Raw genomic sequence first — 16,121 nt, forward strand, 5'->3', positions numbered from 1 at the left:
TATATGTAGAGTGCCTTCATTCAAACCTTCTCCTAAAGGGAGAAGGTTTTATAGAATCATTAATCTTTAAAATGAATTGGCATCCATTGATAGCTCTTTTCATCCTGAGAATAGATATGACCGATCCCTGGGAACGGTAAATGTGGAGCGGCAATGGTTTTTCCATTTTTAGCGAAATTAGCAAATTGCTTTAAACGTGTTTGAACCGCTTTTTTCGGGTCTATATCGTATTCAATTGCCGTTTCAGGCTTATCAAATTGCACAGTATGTGAATGTACGATATCTCCAATAAACACCACGTTTTCATCTTTGGTTTTTAGCTCATAGCTAAAATGCCCTGGTGTATGTCCTGCCGTATTAATGACTTTAAAACCATGAATGTCATCACCGAGTTTATACGTTTTAAAGCGTTGCTTGGTTTGATATGGTGCAATGGCTTGTTTAATTTTCTCAACCGTGCCTAAGTAATTGGCTTGTTTATCTTTTGGTAATTTTGCCGCTTGTTTGGGATCTAGCCAATATTTTGCTTCATCATCAGATACATAGACTGTCGCATTTGGGAAATTGGCAACGCCATCTTTACTGATTCCACAGACATGATCGGGATGTAGATGTGTGAGTAGAATGGTATCGACTTGTTCAGGTTGATAGCCTGATGCTTTTAGGTTGGTTAAAACTGAACCTAAATGAGCACCAAAACAACTCGCTGCACCGCTATCCACTAATACTAGAGATTTTCCTGTATTAACGAGGAAGGCATTGACTGAGGTTTGTACGCCTTTCTCTTGATCTGCATAGTATTTCTTTAAAATCTCGTGAACTTGTTGTTGTGAAATGTCTTTAAACAAGCTTGGTGACATAAAGTTTGTACCATCGAGCAGGGCTGTGATTTGTAAGTCACCTGCTTGATATTGGTAGTAACCAGCAACTTGTTTTTGTTGTGGGATGGTGGATTCGGCAGCTTGGGTGGTGATGGCTGTTATGTTTAGCGCTAGTGCTATGAATAGGGGTTTTAAAGTCTTCATAAGTTTCTTATAAGTTTTAAAGGGATAGGTTGTTTCTATCATGATAGAATTTTTTGTGTTGGGTTAATAGATCAATTGATACAATTTATAAATAATTGAAATTTGATATGAATAATGACGTTATGGAAAAAGATTGGTTCAATTTTCAGGAAAAAATTGCAGAACATTTTAGAAGTTTAGGTGTGCAAGCTGAAACAAACAAAACAATCAGAGGCGTAAGGACAGAACATGATTTAGATGTTTATGTAACTTCAAAATATTTAGGGACTAATATTAAGTGGGTGATAGAAGCTAAATATTGGCAGACAAAAATTCCAAAAGAAAAAGTATTAGCCTTAAGAACAATTGTTGATGATATTGGGGCAGATAAAGGATTTATTATTTCACAAGTTGGATTTCAGTCTGGAGCAATTGAGGCATGTCAAAATACAAATATTCAACTATATACGTTTGAGGAGTTTGTCACTCTTAGTAAGAATTATATTCAGAACGAAATTCTTGATACTTATGTTCGTAGAGCAAGATTGCTGCATATCAGGTATTTCTCACATAAAAAAAGTATCCGAAAAGATTATGGTTTAAGAGGTGAACTTAGTGAAGTTGCATGCTTTTCAGGTGCTTGGTTGTTAACAACAGTATTCGGTGTATTGGAGAAAGCTAGAACTCAAAAATATCCAATTGATTTACAAACTCATATGGTAGAAAAAGTTGGAAATGATTTAGCTGAGGATTTTATTGAATTAGTTCAATGGTTAAATCTAAACCTTAATTGGTTAGATGAGAAAATTTTAAAGGCGGAATATCAAATGATGCAAGATGGCGTATTTGAACCTAATTTAATTGATCCTGATCTTAATCAAAAAACTTGGGATGAAATCGCTCAATCGATGAAAGGTGTAGAAGATAAAAATTTTCAACAAATCATTCAAGATTTTCTAAAATTACGTTAAAAATAAGCTATCTATTTAAAATTAAAAAAGCCCCTACATCAGTAGAGGCTTTTTATCTAAGATCGAAATCTTAAGACACTTTATCCCCCGGTTTAGCACCTGATTCTGCTGAAATAACAAAGACACCTTCACCATTTCCTGCAGCAAGTACCATACCGTTTGAAATACCAAAACGCATCTTACGTGGAGCAAGGTTAGCGACCATTACCACCAATTTGCCTTTTAAATCTTCAGGTGCATAAAACTCACGGATACCGCTAAACACGTTACGAGGTTCAGCTTCACCAACATTTAAAGTCAGTTGAAGAAGCTTATCAGAACCTTCAACAGTTGCTGCCTCTAAAACTTCTGCAACACGTAAATCGACTTTCATAAAGTCTTCAATTCCAATGATTTCTGCTTCACCTACTTTAGGCTCTGCTTTTTTCTCTTTGGCTTTTTCCTTTTTCTTTTCAGCTTTTGGTGCTTCAGCAGGAGCAGCTAAAGAATCCTTAGATGCATCTACCATAGCAGCCACAGCTTTCGGGTCTACACGTTGCATGAGTGGTTGGAATAGTGCAATTTCATGTGCCACTAAAATCTGTTGGCGTGATGCAAAATCGAAGCTATCCAGTTTTAAGAAATCTTGTACTTGTGCTGCAAGCGTTGGCAACACAGGACTTAAGTAAATGGCCAATTGACGGAACAGGTTAATCCCTACAGAACATACATCATGTACTTGTTGTTCTTCACCTTCAATTTTGGCTAAAGCCCAAGGCTTTTTCTCATCAATATATTGGTTGGCTTTATCGGCCAATGCCATAATTTCACGAATAGCAGTTGAAAATTCACGCGCTTCGTATGCTTGAGCAATTGAGTCACCCGCATCAATAAAACTTTGTACCAATTCAGGCTCTGCACAGGCATTAGACAATTTATTGTCAAACTTAGTGTTGATGAATTTGGCACAACGGCTAGCAATATTCACCACTTTACCTACAAGATCAGAGTTTACTTTCTGAACAAAATCATCCAAATTTAAGTCAGAATCTTCAACTTTGTCAGATAGTTTAGATGCAAAGTAATAGCGTAAATATTCAGGGTTTAAATGCTGTAAATAGGTTTCTGCTTTAATAAATGTACCGCGAGATTTCGACATTTTTTGACCATTCACAGTCAAGAAACCGTTTACGAATAAACCTGTTGGTGTGCGATAACCTGCACCATCTAACATTGCAGGCCAAAATAGGGCGTGGAAATAGACAATGTCTTTACCAATGAAGTGATACACCTCTTTGTCTGAGTCTTTTTTCCAGTAATCTTCAAAATTTAAGTCAGGGCGTTTGGTTTTAACGTAGTTTTCAAAACTCGACATATAGCCAATTGGCGCATCTACCCAGACATAGAAATATTTGTTTGGTGCATCTGGAATTTCAAAACCAAAATAGGGTGCATCACGTGAAATATCCCAGTCGTTTAAACCATTTTCAAACCATTCATCTAATTTGTTGGCAATTGAAACAGGCAAGCGACCTTCATCACGGGTCCATTTTTGCAGGTACTCACCAAAATTTGGCAATTTAAAGAAATAGTGATCTGACGATTTTTCTACAGGCGTCGCACCGCTCAAAGTCGATTTTGGATTAATCAGCTCAGTCGCGTTATAGGTAGTGCCGCAAACTTCGCAAGAATCGCCGTATTGATCTTCCGCTTTACATTTCGGGCACGTGCCTTTAATGAAACGATCAGACAAAAACATGCCTTTTTCAGGATCAAATAATTGCGTAACAGGACGCACAGCAATATTGCCTGCATCACGGTTTTTGACATAAATTTCGCTGGCACGTGCGCGGTTGGTGTCGCTATGCGTTGAATCATAATGATCAAAATGCACACCAAAACCGTCAAAATCGCGAATGTGTTCTTGTTGCACATTGGCAATTTGCTGTTCAGGGCTAATCCCGTTGGCTTCGGCACGCAGCATGATTGCTGTACCATGCGCATCATCCGCACAGACATAAGTCACGTCATGTCCCATTGCACGCATGGCGCGAACCCAGATATCTGCCTGGATATAACCGAGTAAGTGACCCATATGGATCGGACCATTGGCGTATGGTAGGGCGTTAGTGACTAAAATTTGACGCACGGATATAACTCTCTCAAATAGGGACGATGCAATTCGGGCAATTTTACCTTAGATAGCACATAGATGCACAAGGGATTCCAGGAATTCTTTTCAAATCCGCTTAGAAGGCTAAATACAATATCGAAACAAGCTCTTGGTCTGCATTTGAAGATAAATCATGTCAAAAACCAAGCAATATACTCAGAATTAAGTATTTCAGTGATAGCACGACTTAACCTTATACTGAATTATCGTTACACTATCAAAATCGCGGTATTTCCAAACTTTGGAGTAAATCTATGTCTTGGCTTTCTTCACTTAAATCAGTTTTTTCACCTTCGCATACGGTGAATGAGGAAGCTATTCAGCACGTGCTACAAAGTTATATATTGCCTGAATCTGAACATGCTTTAAAAGATCGTATTTCTCAAGTGAATGTGCAAGGTGATATTCTGCAAATCACCATCAATACTTATCCTGAAGAAAAACAACATTTACAACAAATTCATGATGAGCTAGCCGATGCTTTAGAAAAATGCGGCATTAAAGAACTGAATATGCATGTGATTCAGCAGAAAACGGGACAGAAAAAAGAAAGTTGTGGGCATCAACATACTGAAGGTGAAAGCTGCGCTACATCGACCACACAGACCACAGCATCTCATTTACCACCAGTGGTCGATGCTGCAGGTCAAAGTTCAATGCAAGAAGCCGATCCGAATAATCCACCGATTCAAAAAGCTGCGCCACAACAGCGCGATGTGCCGAAACATCCGCGTATTCAAAACGTAATTTTGGTATCTTCAGGCAAAGGCGGGGTTGGAAAATCTACCACTACTGTAAATTTGGCTTTAGCTTTGCAAAAGCTCGGCTTAAAAGTTGGCGTATTGGATGCCGATATTTATGGTCCAAGTATTCCGACCATGCTCGGCAATGCAGGCAGAACCCCAATGATTGAAGCCGAGCAGTTTGTACCGTTGGATGCTTTTGGGATGCCTGTGTTATCCATCGGACATTTAACAGGTGACCACAATACACCTGTAGCGTGGCGTGGACCAAAAGCCACAGGTGCATTAATGCAGCTCTTTAATCAAACCTTATGGCCAGATTTAGATGTGTTGATGATTGATATGCCACCAGGAACGGGGGATATTCAACTGACCCTTGCACAGCGTATTCCTGTAACGGGAGCGGTGATTGTGACTACACCACAAAATGTTGCCTTAATGGATGCTGTGAAAGGCATCGAGCTGTTTAATCGTGTGCAAATTCCTGTCATGGGCGTAATTGAGAATATGTCGACCCATATCTGCTCAAACTGCGGCTACGAAGAACAAATTTTTGGTCAAGGTGGTGGCGATAAACTGGCAGAACAATATGACATTCCGTTGCTTGGACGTTTACCATTGAATGTCAGTATTCGTGAAAATGTGGATGCAGGCACGCCGTCAGTGATTGCAGGCGATGATGCTGCCGATAGTTACATTGCGATTGCTCAGCAAATTGCAAAAAAACTGCCTAAAGCTGAAAAAGATCAGAATCGTATTTTCTAGTGAGGGATCTCAGCTTGGAATGATTGCAGTTGCAGTCATTAAGTTATCATTCTTTAAATTTTGACTGATTCATCTTTAAAAGCTAAGTCACAATATTTTGAAAATTTGGCTCACTTCAGTGAGCTATTTTTTTTGATTAAAAAATACACAAGCATCTGATTTAATGGTGTTTAATCTCTAAATACCTTAAAAATGTTAAGATAAAATGACTTATAAGTTACCATTTAATTAAAAAATATTTTTTATATAAGTGATTGAATAAAATAATAAATTTAAAATGTTAAACTGATCAAGAATTTGTCTTACAAAATACTTTTTGCCAATTGCAATGAACTATTTTAATCTGCGCTCATTCAGTAGTGAGGTCAATGCATGATTTCATGGTTTTTTATCGGTTTGGTGATCACAATTTTATTGACACCAGGGCCAACCAATACCTTGCTTGCATCATCGGGTATTCAGGTTGGTATCCGCAAATCTTTCCGATTAATTCCAGCAGAAGCATTGGGTTATTTGATCTCTATTACACTTTGGGGTGCCTTAATTGGTACGGTGTCTACCCATCTCCCATTATTGCCCACCATTCTAAAATTATTCAGTGCAGGCTATATTATTTTCTTGGCGATTAAATTATGGCGCACGGCTAAAGTCGAGCAAAGCTTTAATCAACCTACGATCCGTGCGAGTGAGCTATTTTTAGCGACTTTACTGAATCCTAAAGCATTGTTGTTCGCCTCTGCAATTTTCCCAACGATTGCATGGGTAAAAGCAGACTATTATGTGGCACACATGTTGGCATTTTTATGTTTAATCGTGCCGATTGCTTTTTTCTGGACATTTATTGGTTCGGTGCTCGCTAAAAATAAAATTAGCTGGCTCAATCAGTGCAATCTACAAAAAACAGCTTCTATTGTGTTGCTGAGCTTTTCAATTCCTTTAAGTTATTCGGCTTTGTTGAGTCTATAAAGCCAACGTTGTATCTAAAAGTTGTATCTACTGGAAATAGGGTCTGTTGACATTTCATAAATGGCTTGCGCTGTAGGCTAAAACTGAGCAGATCAGGCATGAAACGCAGGGAATAGTGGGTCTATTGCCAAGTTTCATAACGCAATCTGAGAAAGTTTTAGCCACATGAGCGAGAACAAAGCATTGCTTTGTTTGCTGCGCAAGGGGACAAGCATATTTTTTGCTGCTATTGCGTTATGTGCCAGTCATTTAGAATGACTAAATTTCCTGTCCCATGCCTTATATCAGCTAAAAAATATGCGTTGTCGCAAACATAGACGAATTGTCAACAGCCCCTAATCATTGCACTTAAAAAAGCGATGTGAGGGAAACGGCTGGTTTTCATTAACTTAGATTTCAGTTAAAGTACAGCACAGTTAAACATTCATATTTTGGATAGAAAATAAATGGCAATTAAGTCTGATCGTTGGATTCGCGAAATGAGCGAAAAACACGGCATGATTGAACCGTATGCAGAAAACCAAGTTCGCTTTGATGAAAATGGCGAAAAACTCATTTCTTATGGTGTTTCTAGCTATGGTTATGACGTACGTTGTGCACGTGAATTTAAAGTCTTTACCAATGTTCACTCCGCAATTGTCGATCCAAAAAACTTTGATGAAAAAAGTTTTATCGATATTGAGTCAGATGTGTGCATCATTCCGCCAAACTCGTTTGCATTGGCGCGTACCGTTGAATATTTCCGTATTCCGCGCAATGTATTGACAGTGTGTTTAGGTAAATCGACCTATGCGCGTTGCGGTATTATTGTCAATGTCACTCCGTTAGAACCTGAGTGGGAAGGGCATGTCACCTTAGAATTCTCTAATACGACTAATTTGCCTGCACGTATTTATGCAGGTGAAGGTGTGGCGCAAATGCTATTTTTTGAATCAGATGAAGTTTGTGAAACCTCATACAAAGACCGTGGTGGTAAGTATCAGGGACAAACAGGTGTGACTTTACCTAAAGCATAACTGCTAGACTAATTTAGATTAAAAGGAAGCGAGCTGAAAGGTTCGCTTTTTTCATTCATCGGAAAGCTGTGCTGTTTAGCCAGTTTTTTTTTGCATTTGTATTAATATTCAGCATAATTAAATTTGAGATTGGTTTGGCATAATCACGTTTTTAAGGATAAAAACACCCTAATAAATAGCCAAGTCATAGATAAATAAAAGAAAGATGCGGAGCATCAGATAAAAGGAAGGTCGAGATGACTGAACACGCAATTACTTTCCCTTTTCCAAAGCATTGCTTAGCTATTGCCGTAGGTATGTTCTTGGCAAATCCGAGTTATGCCTTGCAAGCACTCTCAGATGACTCCCTTTCTAATACGACAGGTGAAGGCGTTGCGTTAGTTCTTGATGACTTCAAGATGGTGTTCCAGCAACCGAATGATCTATCAACAGGGTCGAGCTATACACGTGGCTTAGACAACCCTAGCCAATATGATACGGGTTTTATTCGTATTATCCCGACTGGGGAGAATTATCAGAATATTTCAGAACATGCATATAAGAAAGTTTATAATCAGATTTATGACGCTGAATATTTGGCAGGTGTTTCAACTTCATCAACACTGTACCAAAGCACCTATACAACGACTTTCAATAATTATAAAACACAAAATTATGAATCTACAAAAACAGAGGTGAAAGATGAAATTGCTGTTGGTGTGCGTCAAAGTCTAGTGGCAGAATACTTTGAATCTGACCGGATGAAACAATATTATCAACAGCGTTATGATGATTATTATAATGGTAATGTGAGGCCATTAGGTGTTGTCGATGATGGAACCACAAAAGAACGTTTAAGTACTTTAGGGTTGAAAGGTGCTTCGGAAAAAGCTGCCTTGAAAAATACTTATGAAATGATTGAAATTTTATATGGCAGTAGAAGTACTGATTCTGTACCTTCAACTGAGTGGACGCAAGGGGTTACAAGAGTTAATCATATTGATCCTAAGGTTGATCAAACTGTAGAAACTGTAACTCAAGAGCGGCTGGACTATGAAGGGGATAAAGTTGCATATTCAGCAGCTACAAATGCAATCAAAGAATTAGAATTATTAGCGGTAAATAATGCAACTCAAGCAGCTAAAGAAGCTGCAGCACAAACTTCAGTGGGCTCACTCCGAACTAAAGCCGATGTCTTTATTTATGGTTTAGCATTATCTAAAAGTGATAACTCATTAAGCAGTCGTTATAGCAATCAGGGCTTTAACTGGGGCTCTGCAGATAATCCATGGTTATTCCGTGCGGGTACTGAAAAAGTAAAACAATTTAAAAATGTTGAAAAAGAAGTGGGTTATTTGGCGCTTGAGGCACCACTTGCGACTATTGCAGCAACAGAAAGCGATAATAATATTAAACTGGGTTTTTGGACTGATATTTTCTCACGTCAATTAAATTCAAGTGCTGAAGTTGATCCATCTACAGGTGCACCAAAATCTGGCTTAGATAAAGAGTACCGTTTGCGTACTCAGTTTATTGCCAATGGTTTAAGTTTAAATGGTTCGCAGACTCGACTATTTCAGACTTTAGATTCTGATAATCCAAATCATCATCAAACATTGGGTATGGCAAGTGTATTGCGTTTAAATACTAATGATAATCCTGCGAATTTAAGTTTCACAGATTCAAACTTAGATAGTAAAGGGATCCGCATTAGTACAGCAGCAAAATCAGATACTTTGGATGGAACGGCGGTCACACCAGCAATAGATGGTTCATTAGCACCAGTTTTTCATGATACAGAGGGTTTGTACTTATATAGTCCAAATGTCAATTTAGTTTTAGGGAATATGTATCAGCCTTTTGTGGTTGGTTCTGAGGGCAATAATATTGTGCTGGAAGTCACACGTATTCCGAATGTTCCTGAAATTTACAATAAAATTTATCAAAATTATGAAGACGGAAAGGGTGGGTATTTAGGTTCTACAGCATTTACAGGTTCAACCTGTAATGTGGTGAGCTGTGGCACACCGCTAAAAGCCAATGTCAATGACAGTACTGCGATGTATCAAGGACGTAATGCGACGCATAGTAGTATTGCAATTGGTACTGTAGAACGCTTGCCAAATAATATGTTGCGTGCCAAGGATCATGATAATGCCACAGGTGTTGTATTTAAGGGTGTAGATGGTACTGCTAAGAATCTAGGTTCAGTTGCAATAGATGGTGTGCTGATTCAGCACCTTAAATTTAAAACAACAGGTCTATAAAAGGAGAATCATCATGTTGAAAAAACTGTCTTGTATTGCATTGATGTGTAGTCCTTTGACCCATGCCAATTTAATTGCACTGGAAAATCATGAATTAACCCAAGCAACAGGTCAAGGGGGTGCAGATCTCAGTTGGACGTTGTCGTTAAACCATGAATATGCTGAAAATTTAGAACTCAGCAATATTTCAAAATTTAATGGCGGGACTAAACCTACAGAAGTTTATTATCGCTATAGTGAAAATTGTGCTGACAATAATGTGCTCTGTCGTTTAGCGATTGCACCCAATAACCATGAAGATAATAACGGTAATAAAAAATGGCTGGTATTTAAGCAAATTCAAGGCACCCTACAAATTGATAAGTTTTCTTTAGATGGCACGACTATTATTAATCATAAAAATGACCCACAAACGGCTATGCAGCTTAAGTTTTATGATGATAAGCCGTTGAAAATAAGAAATTTGGGTTTTGCAACCATGGCGATTGAAACAGGTTCTAAACTTGAAGGTGAGGGTTATGCAAATTCAACAGTTTATGAGAAATATAATTCAAAACAAATTTTAGCAGATGGAACGATCGGTAGTGAGGTATCTTTGGATGTACCATTGTTTGATCGGGGCGCCGAAAAAGGATTTATGGGCTTAAATATTCACGGCAATATGCACATGTCTGGCAATGTGAAAATATTTAGCTACAACTGTACAGGTTCAGCAGCAAGTCGTTGTTGAATATAGGATTAAGTACAGTATAGGGAAATAAAAATGAAAAAAATAATGCAGTTGAATTTATTAACATTGAGCGTACTTTGTGCGCAACAAGTGTATGCTTTAGAGCTGATTGCAGACCAGCATTTGTCTGATGTAAGTGGGCAAGATGGTATTGTAATCACCCATGAAATGTCTAAAGCCACGATTAATCAAGTCAATTGGTATGATCCTGATTTAGTGGCTGGAACTCAACAGGGTTTAGGCTTACATAATGTAGAAATTCAAGGACAGAATAACCAGCCTATTATCAGTAAGCTTGCTTTAGATGTGGGGAAAACTGATGTTGGCGCAGGTGTGCGTATAGATGCGAGTATTGACGCTTTTCAAGCGACTGCAGATTTAAACTTAGTCAAAAAGAACTGTGTCGGAAATAGTTGTACTAAAGAAACACAAAGTTTGGGTCAGTTCGGCTTAGAAACGAAATCACCTTTAAAAGTATTATTAGAAACCAAAGCAGGTTTATTCAATCAAAATGAAACGGCACATTTAAACTTCCAGTTACAGAATGCCAATATTAGTCATGGTTTAGGTAAGCATCAATTATCTTTGCATGATTTTAACTTTAATTTTGCGACTGACGGCTATATGTATATTGATGCCGATGAGGGATTGGTCTTTACCACTAAAAATGGTACCACCGACCATTTTGTTAATCTTGGACGAGTGAAAGACCTGAGTGATGTTGCAAGTAGCCGACAAAATGCAACCAATCCTGGGGTCAATATTGACTTGCGTTATGATGATAAAAATTTAATTCGCTTTGGTGCATCTGGTGCAGTGAGCAATGCGAAATTGTTTTTTAATGGGCAGCAAAAAAATGTTGCCAATTTTGACGTTTCGAATAAGGTCAATGGTGTAATTGAAACTAAAAATACCGCAGTTACAGGCTACGATACTGTGGTGGGGCAAGGTGGTTTGCATTTGGGCTTATCTGCTGATTTTACCAATCAAAATACGACAGGTTTGACCGCAGGACAATTACCAACAACTTTAGAAATTGGGCACACAGGAAAAGGCAGTTATGCGGTTGAGTTTTCGAATTTAAGACCGCTAACTACCCGTGATGCACAAGGTAATTTACACAATAAAAATGCCTATATCGATTTTGGCGATATTTATATTAATACCGTACAAGCGAAAAATCTCAATTTTTTAGTCAATGAAAATATTAAAAATACCATTGGTGCAACCAGTCCTATTTTAAACCAGTTGCTATCGAGTGAGCTTGAAGGTGATCAGTTCTCACTCATTGCTGTTCGTGGTATGGACTTTCAGTCTATTGCGGCCAAAGCGAGAATTATTTCTGATAACTCTTTAAATGAATTGACAGGGGATGGTGGTTCTTGGGGTATTGGAATTCCAATTTATAATTTAAATGCCAATGTGGCCTTGTCGGGTAAACAATATTTGTCACCTTATGATGGAACGAATAAAACGGGAATTGGTTATAACGCCATGGTTTCTACCGAAGGTTATGGCATAGATTCAAAAACAGGCTTGCCCAGTACCACTTCTATTATCCTAATTGATGGGCAAAACAGCCTGCATGCAGGAGAAACTGTTAACTATTATGCTGGTTTAAGAAATATTGATGCATTAATTCAGTCCGACGGTGTGATTGGTTATGAAGATGATGGGATTTATATTCGTGCAGATCATTTATTGGTTGCAGCAAAAGCAGAGTTAGCGATTGGGCAATTACCAGGTTCAAAATACAATTGCGTCACAGAATCAACGAAATGCGGTAGCTTTGTACCCTACGACAATTTCTCTAAGAAAGATGATGTGTTAACCACAATTGCGTTTAAATTAGATGGAAATGGTGAATTGTTGGTAATTCCTGGAATGGATCCAACCGCTACTAATCCGAACTCAAATTTTTTGTCTTTTGATGCGAACTTTAAGTTTAGAAGTCTAGATAGCACAGAACAGGCAGATCCGAATAATTTAGGTAGTTATTTTAGTTTGATTAATGAAGATCAAGTGAATCATGAAACTGTTCAAACTTCTTCAATTAACTTGAATCGTATGGAAGGGCATTTAGGTGTTAAAGGAAAAGTCGTCGTTAGTGCAGATACGGTTACTTTAGACAATCAAGTAAAATTTAATTATAAAAATGATATTGCTCAACCCTTTAAAACAGACTTTGCAATGTCTACCAATGGCAATATGCAGAAAATCGCATCTGTCGCGCTTACAGGTGGAACCATGCGCAGTACATTGGGCATTACGCCACGCTAAAGGATAGAAATAAAATGAAAAAAACAATTTTAGTTGCATCTATTTTAAGTACAGCCTTTTCATTCAATTCTGCTCAAGCGATGCAGGCTTTAAATGATGATCAGTTATCTCATGTACAAGGTCAGGCACTTTTGAACCTGATGACTGCGACAGATCAATCACAAGGGTTGAACTTTTATAAGCTGAGTGTTGATGCACTCATGGAGCTTAATGCCAATATTAAAACGCTACAATTAGGTTGTGGCGGTGTAAATAATGCGATTGGTGGTAAAGCGGGATGTGATATTGATATTTCTAATATTTCGTTAAGTGGTTTGAATGAATCTTATGATTCAACAGATAGTCCAAAGTTTAATGGTGAACGTGCGGGTACCAGTGCGCAAATTACCAATCCATTTATTGAATTTGCGATTAGTGGAAATAGTGCGTCAACACGTGAAGTGGTTGGTTTTCGCTTAGGTGCTGAAGAAATTTTAGGTCTACTGACTTTGGGTACAGATAACGTACAAAACCCAAATGACGGGATTAAAAGTTTTAGTGGTTATATGAAAATGGCACAAACTCGAGGTCATTCATTTACTGAGCAAACGACATTTGGTATGACCGAGGATGAAATTATTTCTGGTCGTTTAACGGCTTTGGGGCAAACAAGACAGTTTCATAGTAAGCCATTTACAAATGGTGTTAGAACAGAAGGGCATACAGGGATTACAGTTCCTTCTATGAAAGTAGATTTTACTATGCCAGAAACGGTGGTTACGGGTCAACGTATGACTGCTGCCAAAGTGAGTGGTATTCGCTCATCTATTCCTTCTATTCCTTTAGCTGCTGCAGAGTCAGGTAAGCGTTTGCCAGATAGTGTCCAAGGGGACCCTAAGTTCGCAGCTGATCAGCTCTATGTGGAATTCCCAGCTTTATTAGGTACGGTTGGTACGCACTCATTCTTTAAAATGGCAGCAGGTTCGAGTTTGGATGAACTTAATATGGATATTACTTTTGTTCAAGCTTTAAATATGATTCACAATATTCCACTCAATGGTACGGGGGGCTATTTATCTTTGCAAAGTAAACCTGTGCATTGGCAGGGGGCTGATCAGGGCGATGTTGCACAACAAGGGTGGTGGATGTCTTTTAAAGAACCTATACAACTGGGATATTTAGCAACAACAGATAAAGTTGATATTTCGGCGGTATTACCACAAGTAGCTACAGCAATTAGTGATTATTTACTTAATAAATCTGAACCAATTGATGTTGGTTTTTTTGCTGCGTTAGGATCTTTAGCTGGAATACCTGTAGAGAAAAAATTAAATATTAATGTGGGGCAATATACTACTCAGAACCCTGCTACGATTACATTAACGGATAAGGTTTTACAAAACCAGAACGTCACCCCTAACTGTTATGGTGGTATGAAATTCTGTTAATCCCAAATGAAAAAAATCCCGCAACTTGTGCGGGATTTTTTATGCTTAGTGTTTAACTTTCTTTAGCAATTTTGATGAGTAATTCTTCTTTCGTCAGGTTGCTAGATTCAGCATCACCACGACCTTTATATTCAAAAGTACCTGCATCTAAACCTTTCTCACCAATCACAATACGGTGCGGAATACCTGTAAGCTCAAGGTCAGAGAATTTCACCCCAGGACGTTCATTACGATCATCCAGTAATACATCATAACCTGCAGCTTGAAGTTCAGCATAAAGTGCTTCTGCTGCTTCTAATGTACGTGGTGATTTATGTGCGTTCATTGGCACAATCGCAATTTCAAATGGTGCGATGGCTGCAGGCCAAATAATCCCTTTATCATCAAAGTTCTGTTCAATGGCAGAGGCAACCACACGGGTAACACCAATCCCATAGCATCCCATGGTAACAGTAAACGGTTTGCCATCTTCACCTAATACTTTACAGCCTAACGCTTCTGAGTATTTAGTACCAAGCTGGAAGATATGACCGACTTCAATACCGCGTTTAATTTGTAACGTTCCCTTGCCATCTGGAGATGGATCGCCCTCAACGACGTTACGTAAATCATAAACTTCAGTATATTGTGCATCGCGTTCCCAGTTCACACCTGTTGCGTGTTGATCAACTTGGTTTGCACCTGCAACGAAGTCAGACAATACCGATGCAGCACGGTCTACAATCACAGTTATGCCTTTTTCGACCAAACCTTGTGGACCAACAAAGCCAGCAGTTAAACCTAACGCTGCAATTTGTGCATCGGTTGCAAAAGTAAGTGGTGCAGCAATCTGGGGATGCTTTTCTGCTTTAATTTCATTGAGTTCATGGTCACCACGCAGGAATAATGCAATCACAGGCACTTGACCTGACTCATCAGCAATACCTTGAACCAATAGCGCTTTGACTGACTGGTTGCTATTTGTACCTAAAAATGCAGAAACTTCCGCAATGGTTTTTTGGTTTGGTGTCTCTACAATGTTGAGTTCTTGCGTTGCAGCAGCACGTTCGCCCACCAAAATGGCTTCAGCCATTTCAATATTGGCTGCATAATCAGATTCTGTAGAGAAGGCGATATCATCTTCACCACTTGAAGCTAGAACGTGGAATTCATGCGAGCCTGAACCACCAATAGAGCCTGTATCGGCTTGTACTGGGCGGAAATCTAAACCTAAACGTGTAAAAATACGACAGTAAGTGTCGTACATGACATCGTAAGTTTCTTGTAAAGATGCTTGATCGTTATGGAAAGAGTATGCATCTTTCATCATAAATTCACGTGAACGCATCACCCCAAAACGAGGGCGAATTTCATCACGGAATTTGGTTTGGATTTGATAAAAGTTAATAGGTAATTGCTTATAACTTTTTAATTCATTACGTGCTAGGTCGGTAATTACTTCTTCATGGGTTGGGCCAAGTACAAAAGGGTTGTTATGGCGGTCATTGAAGCGCAGTAATTCTGGGCCATATTGAACATAGCGACCTGACTCTTCCCAAAGAGAAGCAGGTTGTGTAACAGGCATAAATGTTTCTAAAGCACCTGAGCGGTTCATTTCTTCACGAACAATTGCTTCAACTTTATTTAGCACACGCACACCCATTGGCAGCCAAGTATATAAACCTGAAGCCAATTTACGAATCATACCCGCACGTAACATCAGCTGGTGAGAAATCACCTCGGCATCGTTTGGGGTTTCTCTTAACGTAGCAAATAAAAAGCGACTCGCGCGCATGGAAACTGTCCTAAAAAGTGAAGCGTTAAATGGAGTTTTTTCAAAGC

General features: G+C 38.7%; 11 protein-coding genes. 8 read left to right on the top strand and 3 right to left on the bottom strand.

Annotated features, from left to right (window positions below):
* Nucleotides 1-59: 59 nt before the first annotated feature.
* Complete coding sequence (locus FTV28_RS02795; RefSeq protein WP_179989375.1) at nt 60-1,025, bottom strand: MBL fold metallo-hydrolase; 966 nt, start codon at nt 1,023-1,025, stop codon at nt 60-62.
* A gap of 107 nt (nt 1,026-1,132) precedes the next feature.
* Between FTV28_RS02795 and FTV28_RS02800 the strand changes: the two genes are divergently transcribed.
* Entirely contained in the window at nt 1,133-1,975 is an 843-nt protein-coding gene (locus FTV28_RS02800) for a restriction endonuclease (RefSeq protein ID WP_179989376.1), read from the top strand.
* Between the two features lie 70 nt (nt 1,976-2,045).
* Here FTV28_RS02800 and metG read toward each other — a convergent pair whose 3' ends face one another.
* The gene (gene metG, locus FTV28_RS02805) at nt 2,046-4,103 is read right to left on the bottom strand and encodes a methionine--tRNA ligase (RefSeq protein ID WP_179989377.1); all 2,058 of its coding nucleotides are present in this window, start codon (nt 4,101-4,103) and stop codon (nt 2,046-2,048) included.
* A gap of 278 nt (nt 4,104-4,381) precedes the next feature.
* Here metG and apbC point away from each other — a divergent pair, with 278 nt between their 5' ends.
* The 7 genes from apbC to FTV28_RS02840 all read left to right on the top strand — a co-directional run bounded on the left by apbC (nt 4,382) and on the right by FTV28_RS02840 (nt 14,300).
* A complete protein-coding gene (apbC, locus tag FTV28_RS02810; protein WP_179989378.1) occupies nt 4,382-5,635 on the top strand; it encodes an iron-sulfur cluster carrier protein ApbC in 1,254 nt (417 codons plus the stop codon).
* A 372-nt stretch (nt 5,636-6,007) separates the two neighbouring features.
* Entirely contained in the window at nt 6,008-6,601 is a 594-nt protein-coding gene (locus tag FTV28_RS02815; RefSeq protein WP_004975506.1) for a LysE family translocator, read from the top strand.
* A gap of 446 nt (nt 6,602-7,047) precedes the next feature.
* Complete coding sequence (gene dcd / locus FTV28_RS02820; protein WP_004975507.1) at nt 7,048-7,617, top strand: dCTP deaminase; 570 nt, start codon at nt 7,048-7,050, stop codon at nt 7,615-7,617.
* A 236-nt stretch (nt 7,618-7,853) separates the two neighbouring features.
* Nucleotides 7,854-9,863 carry a hypothetical protein gene (locus tag FTV28_RS02825; RefSeq protein ID WP_179989379.1) on the top strand — a complete coding sequence of 670 codons (2,010 nt, stop codon included), beginning with the start codon at nt 7,854-7,856 and terminating at the stop codon, nt 9,861-9,863.
* Nucleotides 9,864-9,876: 13 nt separating this feature from the next.
* The gene (locus FTV28_RS02830) at nt 9,877-10,593 is read left to right on the top strand and encodes a hypothetical protein (protein ID WP_178867163.1); all 717 of its coding nucleotides are present in this window, start codon (nt 9,877-9,879) and stop codon (nt 10,591-10,593) included.
* Nucleotides 10,594-10,626: 33 nt separating this feature from the next.
* Complete coding sequence (locus FTV28_RS02835) at nt 10,627-12,873, top strand: DUF6160 family protein (RefSeq protein WP_178867161.1); 2,247 nt, start codon at nt 10,627-10,629, stop codon at nt 12,871-12,873.
* A 14-nt stretch (nt 12,874-12,887) separates the two neighbouring features.
* Nucleotides 12,888-14,300, top strand: coding sequence for a hypothetical protein (locus FTV28_RS02840; RefSeq protein ID WP_179989380.1), 1,413 nt, complete (start codon nt 12,888-12,890; stop codon nt 14,298-14,300).
* 52 nt (nt 14,301-14,352) lie between these two features.
* On the opposite strand, the gene FTV28_RS02845 is transcribed toward FTV28_RS02840, so the two are convergent.
* A complete protein-coding gene (locus tag FTV28_RS02845; RefSeq protein ID WP_179989381.1) occupies nt 14,353-16,074 on the bottom strand; it encodes a proline--tRNA ligase in 1,722 nt (573 codons plus the stop codon).
* Nucleotides 16,075-16,121: the final 47 nt, after the last annotated feature.

It is taken from the genome of Acinetobacter sp. YH12252 (assembly GCF_013417365.1).
GTDB classification, from domain to species: domain Bacteria; phylum Pseudomonadota; class Gammaproteobacteria; order Pseudomonadales; family Moraxellaceae; genus Acinetobacter; species Acinetobacter towneri.